This window comes from Nocardia sp. NPDC050710, from assembly GCF_040654375.1.
In the GTDB taxonomy this organism is placed as follows: Bacteria; Actinomycetota; Actinomycetes; order Mycobacteriales; family Mycobacteriaceae; genus Nocardia.
This window is the reverse complement of record NZ_JBFAHV010000009.1, coordinates 180,090-197,288: the sequence shown is the minus strand read 5'-3', so window position 1 is coordinate 197,288 and position 17,199 is coordinate 180,090. Positions and strand designations below refer to the sequence as shown.

The following is a 17,199-nucleotide window of genomic DNA, read 5'->3' as shown; positions in this document are numbered from 1 at the left end:
GTTCCCTTACAGCGATTCCCGCTCGGTCTCGAAATCGAAGCTGTCACGGCGCTGCACCCGGATGGTGCGCGGAATATCGACATCATGTGCGCCACCGGAGGTTTCCAGCATCAGACGGCGCTCCAATGCGGCCAGGCCCGGCGCGGTCAGATCGCGCGGCGCACCCACCAGACTGAGCGCGATTTCGTAGGTGCGGCGACCCTCCGGCTGCTGACCGGGATGGTCGACGCACCACTGGGTTTCGAGGACGATATGCGCCGGGTCCTCGGCGTCGACGGGCAGCGTAAAACGCCACGCGAAGACGTCGCGGTCCTCCAGGTGGTCGTCGACCACCCCGCGCACCATCTCGACAACGCGATCAAGGGTTTCCGGTGTCACATAAACATGGAGCGAAACATCCGAAATTCGTTTCGGCATGTCTGATTCCTGTCGTGTGTGTCGAACCATCAACGGCGGAACTTTTCCCCGCGGGGAGTGTAATCCCTCGATGGGGTGAGCGACACTGCAAGGGCGTAATTGTTTACGAATCCCATTCACCTGATGCGTTGGGCGGCCAGAAAGCTCGCCAGCGGGGCGGGGACGGCGCCCGGTTGTACCACCAGTCCGGGCCGCTCATCCGCGTCCGGGCGGGCCTGCTCATGCGGTGCGAGAGCCAGCAGCAGTGGCACCAATGCCTCCGCGATCCGGTCGCCGACCTCGCAGAAGGCCGCCTCCGACAGGCCGACCGGGTCGGAGATGTTCTCGTTGCCGACCAGTGACAGATCATCGCGGGCCCGGTCCAGGTCGGCGATGGTGCGGGCGCCGCTGACCCAGGCGATGCGGTACGCCTCCAACAGGGTGAAGGTGCGCGGCGCGGCCCCGAATCCCATGGCCGCAGCCTGGTCCCGGATCCGGTCGGTCATGGCGAGAATCAGATCGGCCCGGTCGATCATCTCCGGCTTGAGTTTGCGCGCCTTGAAGCCCTCCGGGTCGCCGCCCAATCCGGCGATGGTCTGTGCGGCGAGCGGTTCCACCGGAAAGCCGACCAGCGCACGGGTTCCCGCGCTCTCGGCGGTCAACCCGGTGAGGTTGTGTTCGGCCGCGACGGCGCGGGTGAGCCGCTCGGCGATCACCGAACGGCAGACATTGCCGTTACAGACGAACAGGACGTGCATGCGGATACCGTAATCCGCCTGTTATCCGACCAGAAGTTGGAAGTGATCGAATCACAGGTGTGCGTCGATATATTCATCTGAAAGTCGAGTGCCGTACACAAAGCACACCCGGGTATTCGCGCTGCCGCTCGCTGTCGGTCACGATCGGCCTCCGGGTGTACCCGTCAACTTACCCACCCGTGCGGCCGTTCAATCCTCAGCACTCACCATCGTTGGGAATGTGTTCGCGCTCACTCGAATTCGCTTCGATAATAAGTTGATTCGGCAACCACCGGCGCCACCTTCGGCGCCTCGTCGTGTACCCGCCTGCGACTCGAGAACATCCGCCCGCGGGAGGGCACCACGGGCGCGAATCGCGCCAGCCCCGTCCCGGGATCCATATCGTCGTACATGGCGTCGATCCCGCCCCGCGCGAAGTAGGCCTCGTGCCAGAACCCTGTCCCACCCGAATCCTTCAGGAACTTCTGCCACCAATCCCGGTGCGGTGCAGACCGAGTCCACCGTTCCAGGCTGTCGAAGTCCCGCCAGTACTGCCGTGCGCCCCAGTGCGGCGGGAACCACCCCCAGACCACATCCTCGTGCAGCAGCAGCCCATCCGGCCGATCCCGATGCGAGCTATAGAGTTTCGGTCCCAGCCCGAGCAGTCGCAGCATCCCGCGCGGCCGCCGCACCCGCATTCCGAGATAGATGACCACGAGGTCCGGATATCCGGACAGATCGACTGTCGTCCTGTTCACCCGCATCAAGCAACCTCCGCTACGCCGGGTGTACCCATTGCCCACCCTACGCGGAATTACGACGTGAACGGCCGCACGGTTCACCCCGACGACCCCGGAAGATCAAGGAGAGGAACGACGGAGGGCGCCGGACACCTCGCCGACAACCCCGAATCCCGCGGCGCGGGCGCCGGTGGGCTCGTCATCGGCCGCACCGTGGTCTTCAACGGTCGTAGGGGCGGGCGTGAGCGTGGCGGAGGGGTCGACACCACCAAGATCGTCATCCGGGCGGCTGATGGGGTGGCCTGGCGTGGGTCGGCGGCGACAGCCTGACCACGGGGTGACGGGGCGCTGTTGCCGGTCGCTGTCTGGCCGCCGGTTCCTGTGTCGGTGAGGGTGCCGAGTGGTGTGCCGGGCTCGGGCTCATCATCGGTGTGTTGGCCGTCGACCTGAAGGGTCGGAGTGTGCGGGTCACCGGCTGTCTTCGCGGCAGCAGCAGTACCGGCGTCGGCGAGCCGCCGTTCTGGTCCGGCCACGATGACCGGGCCTGCTCCGGCCGGGCCCGGTTGCCGAGCATGGCTGCCGCCGTCGGCTGCCGGAGTCGCCTAGTACTTGGATCCTCGCGGCGCGCGCCAGCGCGCCGCCTTGATCCTGTATGGCGAAATTCGGCAGTAGCCCACGAACATTGGCGCGGATGCCAGCTCGGGTCGCGTGAGTCCGTAGTGCTTTTCCTGAACGGCACTGGACGTCCAACCTGGAACTCCAGTGAGTTCGCGGAACCACCTGCATTCCAACGGTTCCCGTCGGTGCGCTGACGTACGGTGGTGGCACCTCCAGCCGAGGGGCAGTGGACATGGTCCAGACACCGCGCCCAGGAGGGAGGTGGTGGGGATGGCGAAACATCGCCGGAGAAAGCAAGAGGCTCCGGTCGACTACGGCATCGTCTTGGCAGCTGCTGCTGTAGTCGCCGGAGCTCTCGTCTTGGTCCGCCGAGTGCGGGCTAGCTGACCCACCTGGTGGGGCCGTCGAAGCTGGCGGCTCCACCTCTCGGCATCACTCGCGTGACGCCTAGAACTTTACAGTTAACGACAGCATCCTGGGAAGCTAGAAGTCAGCCCTGGCGGTTGGATCCGGGAGAGAATCAGCCTATGACTGGGCTCTCCCTGACGACCGAGCGGCGCACGGAGCTGGCCGCGTTGTTGGAGGACGAGCAGCGGCTTCGGCTGCAGTTCCCGAAGGTCGCGGAGTACCTCGACACCGCGCCGATGCTGCCGGGAACAGACGATCCGAGTGCTGACGCAGCCTTCGACCTGCGGTTGGTGCACTACATGACTGGCGGTGTGTCGGAGTCGGGAAATCCCTACTGGGACATCGTGGGTCCAGCGGTCAATGACGATGGGAAGCGTCGGGTCGTCAACGGCGGCAGGAAGAACGGAAGTGCCCGGCTGGGCTTCGCGCAGACGATCTTGCAGTCCGTCTACGCCTACGCGGTCCCGTCACCGGAAACGATTGATTGGATTGCACAATTCAGCGAGGGGCGGCGCGTGCTCGAGCTCGGTGCGGGCCGTGGGTACTGGGCCAAGCAGTTGGCCGCGCAAGGGGTCAACATCGCAGCATTCGACTCGGAACCACCGGACACGACGGCGAATATCTCATTTCCAGGCGCAGCGGGCCAGCTAGACGTCTGGCATCCAGTCCGCGCGCTGGATGAGTTCGCTACCGAACTGACTGATGACGTGGTGCTGTTTCTCTGCTGGCCGCCAGGATGGGGAGATCCGATGGCGTCGAACGCGCTGCGAGACTTCGAGGCGCGAGGCGGCGAACGATTGATCTTCATTGGTGAGCCGAACGGCGGGAAGACCGGTGACGATGCCTTCTTCGAGGAGCTGATATCCCATTGGGATCTGGAATCGACAGATGTGCAACATGTTTCGTGGTGGAACTTGGCTGATGTCGCACAGGGCTGGCGTCGCAAACCGTAGCGACTGACGATGCCTGGCCGGTGGTGCTCGACACGATCGTGTTGCCTTGCTGGGGATCGGTGCCGCCGCGCGAAATCGAGTTCGAGGACATTCAGGATTGGATCGTGAGCCTCTCGGAATCGGGGAGCTCACGGTTTGTCGGGCGCGGACTGTCGGCGTCGCGCACGATCCAGTCCTACCAGGTGCTCAGCCAGGTACTGAGGTTCGCGATCAAAGCGAAGCGGCTGGCGGCGAATCCTGCCGACGACGTGGACTTGCCCACGATGATGTCGGGGGCACGGCGATACCTGACGCACGTGGAGGTGATGCAGCTCGCTATGGGCTCGGGGAGGTTCCGGCCGCTGGTTTTCACGTTGGCCTACACCGGGATCCGGTTCGGTGAGGCGATCGCACTGCGCACGGCGGATGTGGACCTGGTGCGCAACCGGATCACCATCAATCGTTCGGTAACTGGGGTCACGGGAAAGGGCATTGTGGAGACCGATACGAAAGAACCACACCACTCGGGCCTGCCGGTGCCAGGGATTCTTGCCGAGGATCTGGCGAACATCCTGGGTGGTCGTCGGCCGGACGCGTTGGTGTTCCCGAGCCACAAGGGCGGCCACCTGACCTCCACGGAGTTCCGGTGGGTGTTCGACCAAGCGGCGAAAGACGTCGACCGGGATTGTTCCGCACGGACTCCGTCATACCGCGGCTTCGCTGGCGATCAGCGCGGGAGCGAACATCAAGGTCGTACAGCGGATGCTCGGACACAAGACGGCGACGCTGACCCTGGATCTGTACGGGCACCTGTTCCCGGATGATCTGGACACGGTCGCGGCTGGAATGGATGCCGGAGCCCGGGCAGCTGCGGACTATCTGCGGACTGCGTGAAGTGATGAGGAGGGGCGCGATCAGCGAAACCGCGCCCTGCCTTGGTGCCGAGTGTGGGACTCGAACCCACACGTCCTTTCGGACAACGGTTTTTGAGACCGTCGCGTCTGCCAGTTCCGCCAACCCGGCGCACCGGATGAGAACTATAGCGGGTCGGTACCCGGAATCGCGAATGGGTTGCGACTTGCACCACGCTGCATGCTCTTTGCGCAGGGTATATGCGTTCTACGCGGACCCGAAAGGTAGTCTTTACATCACTCGATTACGCGTGGGGCGGGGCGATGGACGGTTGATGCGGCCATGGCTCCTTCCGGCGTGTCGGGACAGGCATCGGAAGCAGAGGGGTCTACCTATGAGTGAGCGCAGCGAGCGAATCGTGTGCCAGCGCGCTTTGCGCATGCCGGAGCTGAGCGTCGGCGAGGTGCGGGCATGAGCGACACAGCAGGGGGCGCCGGCACGAAGCGGGACGCCGGGGCGAAGCGGGTCGTCGTCGCCGAGGATGAGGCGCTCATTCGCATGGATCTGGTGGAGATGCTGACCGAAGAGGGTTATCAGGTGGTCGGCGAGGCGGGCGACGGCCAGCAGGCGGTCGATCTCGCGGTGGAGCACCGGCCGGATCTGGTCATCATGGACGTCAAGATGCCGCGTCGCGACGGTATCGACGCCGCCGCCGAGATCGCCTCGAAACGTGTTGCGCCGGTGGTGATTCTGACCGCGTTCAGTCAGCGTGATCTGGTCGAGCGGGCGCGTGACGCCGGCGCCATGGCCTATCTGGTGAAGCCGTTCACGAAGTCGGATCTGGTGCCCGCGATCGAATTGGCGGCCAGTCGCTTCCACGAGATCACCGCGCTGGAGAGCGAGGTCGCCAATCTGTCCGACCGGCTGGAGACGCGCAAGTTGGTGGAGCGGGCCAAGGGTGTGCTGATGCAGACGCAGGGGTTGTCGGAGCCGCAGGCATTCAAGTGGATTCAGCGGACGGCGATGGACCGCCGCACTACCATGAAGGCGGTAGCCGAGGTGGTACTGGAGAACCTGACCCCGAAGTGACCCGGAACCGGCCCACGGGCCGGTTACTGCTGGAAATTTTACTCATCTGAAACGCGATCGTGAAAAAGAATTCGACACAATGTCGCTTGCATGATGCCAATGTGATGCGGATCTAACGTACCAACGCTATGTTCTGACCGGGCTGACGTGGTTGGCCTCCTCGGAGAGCCGGGGGAGCACAGGACGTAGAGGTGAGACGTGCTTAGTTCGACATGGCGCAGTCGTTCGACGCGTGGCGCAGTGGTAATCGGCGCTGCTGCCGCGCTCGTGCTGTCGGGATGTAGTGACAAGTCGACCGACAGTGGCGGCGGCGGCTCCGACCTTTCCATCAAGCCGGTCGTGCAACTCGACACCGAGGGTCGCGAGGTACCCGCGGGCGCTGCGGGTACGGCCGCCGATCCGGCCGGCGACGGCAAAGCGAAGTGCGATCCGCTGACCATCGGTATGGCGGGCCCGCTCACCGGCGGTAACGCGGCTCTCGGCATCAATGTCGTCATGGGCGTCAAGCTCGCCCTCGATCAGCACAACAAGGCCAATCCCGGCTGCCAGATCAAGGTCAAGGAATTCGACACCGAGGGCAAGGCGCAGAACGCCACCCAGGTCATTCCGACCATCATCAACGATCCCAATATCGTGGCGCTGATCGGCCCGACCTTCTCCGGTGAGACCAAGGCGACCGGCCAGGTGCTCAGCGAGGCCGGCATGCCGACCCTGACGGCATCGGCCACCAATCCGACGCTGACCCAGAACGGCTGGAAGACCTTCTTCCGCGGCCTCGGCAATGACAATTCGCAGGGCCCGGCGGTGGCGAAGTACCTGACCGGCAAGCTCGGGTACAAGAAGATCTGCGTCGTGGTGGACAACACCGACTACGGCAAGGGTCTGGCCGACGCGTTCACCGCGGCGGCGGGTTCGGCGGCCGATCCCAGCTGCGCGGTCAGTGTCAAGGAAGGCGATAAGGACTTCTCGGCGGCGGTGTCCAAGCTGTCGGCCGCCAAGCCCGATGCGATCTTCTACTCCGGGTACTACGCCGAGTCGGCGCCGTTCGTGCAGCAGTTGCGTACCGGCGGCGTGACCGCGACCTTCGCCTCCGCCGACGGCAGCAATGATCCGGAGTTCGTGCGGCAGGCCGGCGGCTCGTCCAAGGAGGCGTACCTGTCCTGCCCGTGCAGCCCGGCCCCCGACAAGTTCGCCTCGGAGTACCAGGCGTTCAACGGCCAAGCGCCGGGTGTCTACTCGGTCGAGGGCTACGACCTGACCACGATCGTGCTGAAGGCCATCGCGGCGGGCAAGGTGACCCGTCCCGAGATCGTCGAGTTCGTGCGTACCTACAACGGCACCGGTGTGGCCCGTCAGTACAAGTGGAACGAGACCGGGGAGCTGTCGAACATCCAGATCTGGATGTACCAGGTCAAGTAGTTCAACAACGAGTGTGACAGCGTGTGCGGGTCCCATGGGACCCGCACACGCCGTTTCCCGACGCGAGAGAAACGAATGACTTCAACCGCATCGGTCGGCGTGGCCCTGCTTGCCAACGGGTCGATCGACTTCAATATCTCCGGAGTGGTGGACCAATTCTGGCGCCTCACCGTGGACGGCCTCACCTACGGGTCGATATATGCCCTTGTCGCCGTGGGATACACATTGGTCTACGGCGTGCTGCGACTGATCAATTTCGCCCATTCGGAAATATTCATGCTCGGCATGTTCGGCACCTATGTGGGGTTGGAGGTACTCGGCTTCCAAGCGAGCGGTGACGTCTATTCGCAGGGCGTCGTGATGACCATCGTCTTCCTCGGCCTGGCGATGCTGTTCGGCATGGCGGTCTCCGGCGCGGCCGCGGTGGGCTTGGAACGCATCGCCTATCGGCCGTTGCGGAAACGCGGCGCCAAACCGCTCGCCTTCCTGATCACCGCGATCGGAATGTCGTTCGTGATCCAGGAATTCGTGCACTACATTCTGCCGAAGATCAAACCCGGGCTCGGCGGCACCAACGCGCAGACCGGCATCCGGCTCGTCGACCCGAAGGTGCAGTTCAGCTTCCTCGGTGCGGATGTGACGAACGTGGCCATCGTGATCGTGGTCGCCGCGGTACTGCTGGCCATCGCGACCGAGGTACTCATCAACCGGACCAAATTCGGGCGCGGCATCCGCGCGGTCGCCCAGGATCCGGATACCGCGACGCTCATGGGAGTCTCCCGTGAGCGAGTCATCATGCTGACCTTCCTCATCGGCGGTGTGCTCGCCGGTGCGGCCGCCCTGCTCTACACGCTGCGAGTGCCGACCGGAATCGTGTACTCGGGCGGATTCATCCTCGGTATCAAGGCCTTCAGCGCCGCGGTGCTCGGCGGTATCGGCAATCTGCGTGGCGCGCTGCTCGGCGGGCTCGTGCTCGGGGTGGCCGAACAATACGGGCAGATCCTGTTCGGTACCGAATGGCGCGACGTGGTCGCGTTCGTCCTGCTGGTGACGGTGCTGATGTTCCGGCCGACCGGCATTCTGGGTGAGAGCCTCGGGAGGGCGCGCGCATGACCGTGATCAAAGAACCTGTGGCACCGCCGAAGCCTGGTCTCGGCGACTCGATCCGCTTCTGGTGGGGCGGGCTGTCACGTCCGATGCAGTGGGTGGTCGGAATTCCCGCGATCATCGCCCTAGCGCTGCTGCCGTTGTTCCCGCCGCCGCTGCTGGATACCCCCGCCGTCAGCTTCGGCGGCATGATGGCGCAGTTCGCCATGTACGCGCTCATCGCGATCGGCCTGAATGTGGTCGTCGGCCAGGCGGGCCTGCTCGACCTCGGGTACGTCGGCTTCTACGCGGTCGGCGCCTATACCGTCGGCCTGCTCACCAGTCCCAACAGTCCGTGGAATCAAACCGACGGCGGCTGGCTGAATCCGAGCTGGGCCTGGCTGGCCTGTGTGCCGCTGGCGATCGCGCTGACGGCGCTGTCCGGCCTGATCCTCGGCACGCCGACGCTGCGGCTGCGCGGCGACTACCTCGCCATCGTCACCCTCGGATTCGGTGAGATCGTCCGGCTGATGGCCGATAATCTCGGCGAACTCACCAACGGCAGCCTCGGCCTGTCGCAGATCGCCTACCCGCATGTCGGCGAGTCGGAGGAACATCCGGGCGGGGTCTTCTCGCCGGGTAATCTCGGCGACCCCGACAGCTGGAATCCGTTCGTGCGGGCCAACAATGGCACCTGGTGGTTCTGGCTCGGCATGGTGCTGGTGATCATCGTGCTGCTGCTCGTCGGCAATCTGGAGCGCAGCCGGGTCGGCCGAGCCTGGGTCGCGATCCGCGAGGACGAGGACGCGGCGGAGATCATGGGGGTGCCGACCTTCAAGTTCAAGCTGTGGGCGTTCACGATCGGCGCCGCGGTCGGAGGCCTGTCCGGCGCCATGTACGCGGGCCAGGTGACCTACGTCAACCCGCGCCAGTTCGACATCATCACCTCGATGCTGTTCCTGTGCGCGGTGGTGCTCGGCGGTAAGGGCAACAAGCTCGGCGTGATCGTCGGTGCGTTCCTGATCGCCTATCTGCCGCTGCGGTTGCAGTCGGTGCAGCTGGTCTCCGACGAGGCGACCGGTTACGTCCTGCTGGTGATCGATGTGGCGATCTTCGCGGCGCTGCTGGTGGCCTGGCGGATGAAGGTGCAGTACCTGGGCCCGTGGATCCAGCGCGGTGTCATCACCGCGACGGTCGTCACCGGCGTGATGGGGCTGCTTCTGCTCGGCAGCGTGCTGCTGTTCCGTAAGGGCGGCGCGCAATCGCTGGGTGACCTCAAATATCTCTATTTCGGTATCGCACTGGTGGTGATGATGATTCTGCGGCCACAGGGTCTGTTCCCGGCCCGGCAGAAACTGCTGGCCTACGGCAGGCAGGTGTACCGGGTGGTGCGCCGTCCGGCGCCGGAACCGGTGGGCGCGGGCGCGGGAGCGGGCCGATGACCGGGCCGGGCGCGGGTGACGCGCTGTTCGACAACGAGGATATGGCGGCGGGCTACGCCGAGCAGGAACAGGTGCGGAGCGCGGGCACGGTGGATGTCACCGAGGTCATCCCGAGCCTCGCCGATGCCGGGGCCGTCGCGGAAGTCGTCGCGGCACATCGGGAGATCGAGACCCAAGTGGGTGCGTCACTGTTGCGCACCGAGGAGTTGACGGTCCAGTTCGGTGGTCTCACCGCGCTCGACAAGGTCAGCTTCGAGATCCGCCGCGGCGAGATCCTCGGCCTGATCGGGCCCAACGGTGCGGGCAAGACCACCTGCTTCAACGCCATCACCGGCGTGTACCAGCCCGCGGGCGGCACGGTGTTCTTCGACGGCAAGCCGTTGACCAAGACCTCCCGCAACGAGATCACCCGGCTCGGTATCGCGCGCACTTTCCAGAACATCCGCCTCTTCGGCGAGATGACGGCGTTGGAGAATGTGGTCGTCGGTACCGATGCCAGGCATCGAACCTCGGTGCCGGGGGCCGTCTTCCGCACGCCGCGCCACCGCCGTGAGGAGCGCGACGCCATCGAGCGCGGCATGGCGCTTCTCGAATTCGTCGGCATCGCACCGCATGCGGTGGAGAAGGCGCGCAACCTGTCCTACGGTGATCAGCGTCGACTGGAGATCGCCAGGGCGCTGGCCACCGAGCCCAAGCTGCTGTGCCTGGACGAGCCCGCCGCCGGGTTCAATCCCAGCGAGAAAGCGGCGCTGATGGATCTGATCCGCAAGATCCGCGACGACGGGTTCACCGTACTGCTCATCGAGCACGATATGCGCCTGGTCATGGGGGTCACCGACCGGATCGTGGTGCTGGAGTTCGGCCGCAAGATCGCCGACGGCCTGCCCGGTGACATCCGCGAGGATCCCAGTGTGATCGCGGCCTACCTGGGTGTGCCCGACAGCGAGGTCGAGCACTCCGCGCCCGAGGGCGAAACCGGTTCCGAGCCAACGGCTCCGGTGGATCAACCGACCCAGAAGCTGCCGATTCCACAGCCGGGCCGGGGTCCGGTGGTCGCGGGTAAGGAGCCGGAACCGGCCGGAGCGGATGTCGAGCGTAAGTCGCGGGTGCGGGATTTCAGCGCCGCGCCCGCGCTGCTCGAGGTCGAGGATATGGTCGTCAACTACGGCAGGATCCAGGCGCTGCACGGGATTTCGCTGCGGGTGGCGGAGGGCGAGCTGGTCACCCTGCTCGGCGCCAACGGTGCGGGCAAGACCACCACCATGCGGGCGTTGTCCGGCCTGCTGCCCTTGACCAAGGGCCGAATCCTGTTCGAGGGCCGCGACATCACCAAGATGAAGGCGCACGAGCGGGTCGTCGGCGGATTGATCCAGGCGCCGGAGGGCCGAGGTGTCTTCCCCGGCATGACGGTGCAGGAAAACCTCGACATGGGCTGCTACGGACGGATTTTCAAACAGAAGTCGGAATACGACCAGACGCTGGACTGGGTGTTCGACCTCTTCCCGCGGTTGTCCGAGCGGCGTAAGCAGGTCGGCGGCACCCTGTCCGGCGGCGAGCAGCAGATGTTGGCGATCGGACGTTCGTTGATGGCCCGGCCCCGGTTGCTGCTGCTGGACGAACCGTCGATGGGACTGGCGCCCATGGTGATTCAGCAGATCTTCCGGATCATCGGCGAGATCAACCAGCAGGGCACCACGGTGCTGCTGGTGGAGCAGAACGCCCAGCAGGCGCTGGCGCGCAGCGATCGCGCCTACATCCTGGAGACGGGTGAGGTCACCAAATCCGGCAGCGGCGCTGACCTGCTCACCGACTCGGCGGTGAAGTCGGCCTACCTCGGCGTCGGGTAGCGCGGATACGTGCCCCGGCATCCGGAAACCTGGTGCCGGGGCGACGCCGCTCGAGGCATGATGGCCCGCATGGACGACGAGCTGCTCCGCCTTGCCGACCGCTACTGGGACTCCATGCTGGAGGCGTCGCCGAGTCAGGCCACCCTGCTGGGTGACCGGCGTTTCGACGACCGCATCGAGGATCTGTCGGCGGACGCGGAGCAAAGCCTGCTCGGCCGCTGGCGTGAGCTGCTCGGCGCGGTGGAGGCACTCGATCCGGACCGGCTGGACGACACCGATCGTATTACCCGCAGCCTGTTGCGCGCCGAACTCGCCACCGCGGTAGACCATCTGGCCTGGCGCCCCCTGGAACTGGCCTCCGACCAGATGGGCGGTGTACACGCGGGCATGCTCATGGTGGCCCCGCAGACCAATGCGCCGGAGCCGGCCAATGCCGAGGCGCTGGTGCGGCGCTATCGGCAGGTCGACGGCATGATGGCGCAGGCGGTGCAGCGCTTCCGAGCCGGTCTCGAAGCGGGTCGCGCGCCCGCGCGGATCACCATCGAACGGTCGCTGAATCAGCTGGACGGCTATCTCGCCTCCGATCTCGCCGCGGATCCGTTCGTCACCTTCCCCGGCCCGCCGGACTGGGACGGCGAGGCGGACTGGCGGGCTGAGCTGAGCGAGGTGGCGCGGGAGGTGATCCGTCCGGCGTTCCAGCGTTATCGCGATGCGCTCGCCGACGAACTGCTGCCCGTCAGCCGCGCGGACGACAAGCCGGGCCTGTGCTGGCTCGGCGACGACGGTGCGGACATCTACCGGCGCCTGCTGCGCCATCACACCACGCTGCCCGATCTGGGCGCCGAGGAGATCCACGAACTCGGGCTGTCCGAACTCGAACTGCTGCGTGCGGAATACGCCGAGGTCGGGGCCCGATTGTTCGGCACAACGGATATCGATGAGATCTTCTCCCGGTTGCGCGACGATCCGGCGCTGCGTTACCGCGACGGGGATGAGATCATGGCCGACGCGCGGCGCTGCCTGAACGCGGCCGCCGCCGAGATGGGCGCGTGGTTCGGCAGACTGCCCAAACAATCCTGCGATATCGTGCCCGTGCCGGAGTTCCTGGCCGCGGACGCCCCCGCGGCGTACTACTTTCCGCCCGCCGCCGATGGTTCCCGGCCCGGCACCTATTTCGTGAATCAGCACGATCCACTGCGCCGCAGCCGCTACGAGACCGCCTCGGTCGCCTACCACGAGGCTATTCCGGGCCATCACCTGCAACTCACCATTGCCAACGAGTTGGAGGAACTGCCGCGCTTCCAGCGCCAATCCTTCGCCAATACCGCCTTCGGGGAGGGCTGGGCGCTCTACACCGAGCGGCTGGCCGACGAAATGGGGCTGTACCCCGACGATCTGGGCCGCATCGGCATGCTGGCGGGTGATTCCTGGCGGTCATGCCGGTTGGTCGTCGACACCGGGCTGCATGCCAAGGGCTGGAGCAGACAGCAGGCCATCGACTTCATGGTGGCCAACGCGCCGGTCGGGCTGGCCGAGATCACTGTCGAAATCGACCGCTACATCGCCATTCCGGGGCAGGCCGTCGCATACAAGGTGGGGCAGTTGGAGATTCGCGGCCAACGGGCGGCGGCCGCGGCCCGGCTCGGAGACGGCTTCGATATCAAGGCCTTCCACGATGTGGTGCTGAGTTCGGGCTCGGTCAGCCTGCCGGTGCTGCGGGAACTGGTCGCCACGCTGTAGTCGCCTCGAGTTGCGGGCCGCTGAAGGCTGCCGGGCTTGGTTCAGGAGGTCGGATCCCGGTCGGGCTGTTCCGTTGCCTTGGTCGCCAAGACAACCGGAGGTAGTGGTACCACCGTGTTGCGGGCTGTGCCGGGAAGATCGGATCGAGCGGCCGCGACGATCACGGGGAACGGACATTCCGGCCGCGCGGGTGTCGGCGTTTCGGCTTGTCGGTGCCGGTCCCTAGACTCGGGGGCGTGAGTTCACCCACGACTGCGCAGCGTCCCGCCACCGGCTCCGGTTCCAGCGACTCGGCCGGTGGGGACCGGCCGACTCTGCTCCTACTGGATGGGCATTCGATTGCCTACCGCGCGTTCTTCGCGCTACCGGCGGAGAACTTCAAGACGGTCACCGGGCAGACCACCAACGCGGTGTACGGATTCACCGCCATGCTGATCAACCTGCTGCGCGACGAGAAGCCCTCGCATGTCGCGGCGGCGTTCGATGTGTCACGCAAGACCTTCCGCACCGAGGCGTACCCGGAGTACAAGGCGAACCGGAGCCAGACGCCCGACGAGTTCCGTGGGCAGGTCGAACTCACCAAGGATGTGCTCGGTGCGCTGGGCATCCCGGTCATGGCGATCGACGGCTACGAGGCCGACGATGTGATCGCCACCGTCACCACGCAGGCGATCCGCGAGGGCTTCCGCGTCCTCATCGTCACCGGCGACCGCGATGCGATCCAGCTGGTCAACGATGACGTCACGGTGCTCTACCCGCGCAAGGGCGTCTCCGATCTGACCCGGTTCACCCCGGACGAGGTGATGACCAAATACGGTCTCACCCCGGCCCAGTACCCGGACTACGCGGCGCTGCGCGGCGACCCGAGCGACAATCTGCCCGGTATCCCGGGCGTCGGCGAGAAGACCGCCGCCAAATGGGTGCGCGAGTTCGGCGATCTGGCGACCCTCGTCGACAAGGTGGACGAGGTGAAGGGCAAGGTCGGCGACGCGCTGCGGGCCAATCTGAGCAGTGTCGTGCTCAACAGGCAGCTCACCGAGATGGTGAAGGATGTGCCGTTGCCGTACACGCCGGAACAATTGGCCCAGCAGCCGTGGGACCGCAACAAGATCCACCAGCTCTTCGACGATCTGGAGTTCCGGGTGCTGCGCGACCGGCTCTTCGAGACGCTGGCCCCGCCCGGGCCGGAGGCCGAAGCGGGCTTCGATATCAGCGGCGCCGCGCTCGAGGTCGGCGCGATCGCGGACTGGCTCGCCGAGCACGCCGGGACCGGGGCCAGGCACGGTGTTTCCGTGGTCGGCACCGGCACCCCGGCCGACGGTGACGTGAAGGCACTGGCCATTGCGGCGGGCGACGGGGAGAGCGGCTACATCGACGTCACCGTGCTGACGCCGGAGGATGAGGCGGCACTGGGCGCCTGGCTTGCCGACGCCACCGTGCCCAAGGCACTGCACGAGGCGAAGTCCGCCATGCATGCCCTGCGCGGCCGCGGCTGGACCCTCGGTGGCCTGACCAGCGATACCGCGCTCGCCGCCTATCTGGTGCGCCCCGGTCAGCGCACCTTCAACCTGGACGACCTCTCGCTGCGCTACCTGCACCGGGAGCTGCGCGCGGAAGCCGACGAGGCCCCGCAGCTGTCACTGCTGGACGACGAGGACACCGTCGACGCCGAACTGGCGCAGACCGAAATGCTGCGGGCCAGGGCCGTACTGGATCTGGCCGAGGCGCTCGACACCGAACTGCAGAAAATCGAATCCACGCCGCTGCTCGCCGATATGGAGCTGCCGCTGCTCGGTGTGCTGGCCAACCTCGAGGATGCGGGCATCGCGGTCGACGTCGACCAGTTGGAGTCGCTCCAGCGCCAATTCGCCGACAAGGTGAACGACGCCGCCAATTCCGCCTACGAGGTGATCGGCAAACAGATCAATCTCGGCTCGCCGAAGCAGCTGCAGGTGGTGCTCTTCGACGAGCTCGACATGCCGAAGACCAAGCGCACCAAGACCGGCTACACCACTGACGCAGACGCGCTGGAATCGCTGTTCGAGAAGACCGAGCATCCCTTCCTGCAGCATCTGCTCGAACATCGCGACGCCACCCGGCTGAAGGTCACCGTGGACGGACTGCTCAAGTCGGTCGCCGAGGACGGTCGCATCCATACCACCTTCAACCAGACCATCGCGGCCACCGGACGGCTCTCCTCCACCGAGCCGAATTTGCAGAACATCCCGATCCGCACGGACACCGGCCGCCGGATCCGTGACACCTTCGTGGTCGGCCCCGGCTACGCGGAACTGATGACCGCGGACTACAGCCAGATCGAAATGCGCATCATGGCGCACCTTTCCGGCGACGAGGGCCTGATCGAGGCGTTCAACTCCGGTGAGGACCTGCACAATTTCGTCGCCTCCAAGGCCTTCGACATCCCGATCTCCGAGGTCACCCCGGAGCTGCGGCGCCGCATCAAGGCGATGTCCTACGGTCTGGCCTACGGCCTGAGCTCTTACGGTCTGGCCGCTCAGCTGAAGATCAGCACCGGCGAGGCGAAGGAGCAGATGGACGTCTATTTCGACCGCTTCGGCCGCATCCGCGACTACCTCTACGAGGTCGTCGAGCAGGCACGCAAGGTCGGTTACACCGAGACGCTCTTCGGTCGCCGTCGCTACCTGCCCGATCTGGACTCCAGCAACCGGCAGCGCCGCGAGGCCGCCGAACGCATGGCCTTGAACGCCCCCATCCAGGGCACCGCCGCCGACATCATCAAGGTGGCGATGATCAACGTGCACAAGGCCGTTCAGGGGGCAGGCCTGCGCTCCCGAATGCTGCTGCAGATCCACGACGAGCTCGTATTCGAGGTTGCCGAAGGGGAGCGGGAGGCATTGGAGACACTGGCCCGTGAACAGATGTCCTCGGCCATCGCCCTGTCGGTGCCGCTGGATGTCTCCTTCGGCACCGGCCGCAGCTGGGACTCCGCCGCGCACTGACACCACCCAAGCGGTCCGGTGTCGACCGCACAGCTGAGGCTGCCGATCGGATCGATCGCGCAGCGGAGGCTGTGCGCCGTCGATCGGTATGCGCGGCCGACGGGCGTCGTTCCGTCCGTCGGGTCACGCCGGGCCCACTGTTCCAATTATGGTGGGCGACAAGACCACAGCCGATGCCACGGCGTGACGGCTGTCGTTCCTCCGCTGGGCGTGGTCGGCATTCATCGGTGGGCGCGAGAGTGTGGCCGAGCGACGTGGGGGGCGGGCTATCGCGGGCGCAGGCCCAGCATCAGGTGTGCGACCGTCTCGTCCAGCCACGCGTCGGCGTCCTCCGCGACTACCAGCCCGGAACCGAGGAAGGTGGCCAGGCCCTGGAGAGCGGCCACGGCGGTGAGGGCGATGCGGCGTGGGTCGCCGGGGATGATCTCGCCGCGGTCCTGTGCCGCCGCGATGAGCGCGATCGGGGTGGCGAAGGCGCGGTCCACGGCCCGGGACATGGCGTCGCCCGCGACGGGGCTGTACCTGCGGGCGAACATCAGGGCGAGCAGCTCCGCATTGTCGGTCGCGAAGCGTAGGTAGGTGCGTGCCATCGCGCGCATCGGCTCGGTGAACGATCCCGTGCTCGTGAGGTTCTCGAAGGAGTCGCCGAGTCGCTCGAAACCGGCGACCGCGATGGCGTCCAGCAGGGCCTGCTTATCCCGGAAGTGCCGGGTCGGCGCGGCATGGCTGACGCCGATATCGCGCGCCAGCTGTCGCAGCGACAACCCGTCGACGCCGGACTCGCGCAGCGTGGCCTCGGCGCGTTGCAGCAGCTCGGCGCGGAGATCGCCGTGATGGTATGAGCGGGCACGGGTGAAAGACATGGTGAGTGCAGGATAACAAAATGTAGGCGTTGACTACTTTGTAGGCACT

13 protein-coding genes, 1 tRNA gene and 2 pseudogenes are annotated in these 17,199 nt (G+C 65.9%); 11 read left to right on the top strand and 5 right to left on the bottom strand.

The window, feature by feature from the left end:
- Positions 1 to 6: 6 nt before the first annotated feature.
- From AB0H61_RS18490 to AB0H61_RS18480, 3 genes are all read right to left on the bottom strand, one after another.
- Entirely contained in the window at positions 7 to 417 is a 411-nt protein-coding gene (locus tag AB0H61_RS18490; RefSeq protein ID WP_357305684.1) for a hypothetical protein, read from the bottom strand.
- 116 nt (positions 418 to 533) lie between these two features.
- Positions 534 to 1,154 carry a low molecular weight phosphatase family protein gene (locus AB0H61_RS18485; RefSeq protein WP_357305681.1) on the bottom strand — a complete coding sequence of 207 codons (621 nt, stop codon included), beginning with the start codon at positions 1,152 to 1,154 and terminating at the stop codon, positions 534 to 536.
- A 230-nt stretch (positions 1,155 to 1,384) separates the two neighbouring features.
- Positions 1,385 to 1,897, bottom strand: a complete 513-nt coding sequence (locus AB0H61_RS18480; RefSeq protein ID WP_357305678.1) for a DUF4188 domain-containing protein — start codon at positions 1,895 to 1,897, stop codon at positions 1,385 to 1,387.
- 57 nt (positions 1,898 to 1,954) lie between these two features.
- Between AB0H61_RS18480 and AB0H61_RS18475 the strand changes: the two genes are divergently transcribed.
- From AB0H61_RS18475 to AB0H61_RS18465, 3 genes and pseudogenes are all read left to right on the top strand, one after another.
- On the top strand, positions 1,955 to 2,203 hold the full coding sequence (locus AB0H61_RS18475) for a hypothetical protein (RefSeq protein ID WP_357305675.1): 249 nt from the start codon (positions 1,955 to 1,957) through the stop codon (positions 2,201 to 2,203).
- 815 nt (positions 2,204 to 3,018) lie between these two features.
- Entirely contained in the window at positions 3,019 to 3,852 is an 834-nt protein-coding gene (locus AB0H61_RS18470) for a hypothetical protein (RefSeq protein ID WP_357305672.1), read from the top strand.
- 263 nt (positions 3,853 to 4,115) lie between these two features.
- Positions 4,116 to 4,725, top strand: a pseudogene (locus AB0H61_RS18465) (site-specific integrase).
- A gap of 42 nt (positions 4,726 to 4,767) precedes the next feature.
- Here AB0H61_RS18465 and AB0H61_RS18460 read toward each other — a convergent pair.
- A tRNA-Leu gene (locus AB0H61_RS18460) sits at positions 4,768 to 4,854 on the bottom strand.
- Between the two features lie 300 nt (positions 4,855 to 5,154).
- On the opposite strand from AB0H61_RS18460, the gene AB0H61_RS18455 reads away from it, so the two are divergent.
- The 8 genes and pseudogenes from AB0H61_RS18455 to polA all read left to right on the top strand — a co-directional run bounded on the left by AB0H61_RS18455 (position 5,155) and on the right by polA (position 16,287).
- Positions 5,155 to 5,772 carry an ANTAR domain-containing response regulator gene (locus tag AB0H61_RS18455; protein ID WP_357305669.1) on the top strand — a complete coding sequence of 206 codons (618 nt, stop codon included), beginning with the start codon at positions 5,155 to 5,157 and terminating at the stop codon, positions 5,770 to 5,772.
- A gap of 240 nt (positions 5,773 to 6,012) precedes the next feature.
- The gene (locus tag AB0H61_RS18450; RefSeq protein ID WP_357305898.1) at positions 6,013 to 7,191 is read left to right on the top strand and encodes a branched-chain amino acid ABC transporter substrate-binding protein; all 1,179 of its coding nucleotides are present in this window, start codon (positions 6,013 to 6,015) and stop codon (positions 7,189 to 7,191) included.
- A gap of 75 nt (positions 7,192 to 7,266) precedes the next feature.
- Positions 7,267 to 8,304 carry a branched-chain amino acid ABC transporter permease gene (locus AB0H61_RS18445; RefSeq protein WP_357305666.1) on the top strand — a complete coding sequence of 346 codons (1,038 nt, stop codon included), beginning with the start codon at positions 7,267 to 7,269 and terminating at the stop codon, positions 8,302 to 8,304.
- The gene (locus AB0H61_RS18440; RefSeq protein ID WP_357305664.1) at positions 8,301 to 9,719 is read left to right on the top strand and encodes a branched-chain amino acid ABC transporter permease; all 1,419 of its coding nucleotides are present in this window, start codon (positions 8,301 to 8,303) and stop codon (positions 9,717 to 9,719) included. Before AB0H61_RS18445 ends, AB0H61_RS18440 begins: the two co-directional genes overlap by 4 nt.
- Positions 9,716 to 10,660: pseudogene (locus tag AB0H61_RS18435) on the top strand (ABC transporter ATP-binding protein); the annotation flags it as partial. The gene AB0H61_RS18440 and the pseudogene AB0H61_RS18435, both read left to right, overlap by 4 nt.
- A gap of 210 nt (positions 10,661 to 10,870) precedes the next feature.
- A complete protein-coding gene (locus AB0H61_RS18430; RefSeq protein ID WP_357305896.1) occupies positions 10,871 to 11,566 on the top strand; it encodes an ABC transporter ATP-binding protein in 696 nt (231 codons plus the stop codon).
- A gap of 69 nt (positions 11,567 to 11,635) precedes the next feature.
- Positions 11,636 to 13,306 carry a DUF885 domain-containing protein gene (locus tag AB0H61_RS18425; protein ID WP_357305661.1) on the top strand — a complete coding sequence of 557 codons (1,671 nt, stop codon included), beginning with the start codon at positions 11,636 to 11,638 and terminating at the stop codon, positions 13,304 to 13,306.
- 314 nt (positions 13,307 to 13,620) lie between these two features.
- Entirely contained in the window at positions 13,621 to 16,287 is a 2,667-nt protein-coding gene (polA, locus tag AB0H61_RS18420; protein ID WP_357305893.1) for a DNA polymerase I, read from the top strand.
- 266 nt (positions 16,288 to 16,553) lie between these two features.
- On the opposite strand, the gene AB0H61_RS18415 is transcribed toward polA, so the two are convergent.
- Positions 16,554 to 17,150, bottom strand: coding sequence for a TetR/AcrR family transcriptional regulator (locus AB0H61_RS18415; protein ID WP_357305659.1), 597 nt, complete (start codon positions 17,148 to 17,150; stop codon positions 16,554 to 16,556).
- Between the last annotated feature and the right edge of the window lie 49 nt (positions 17,151 to 17,199).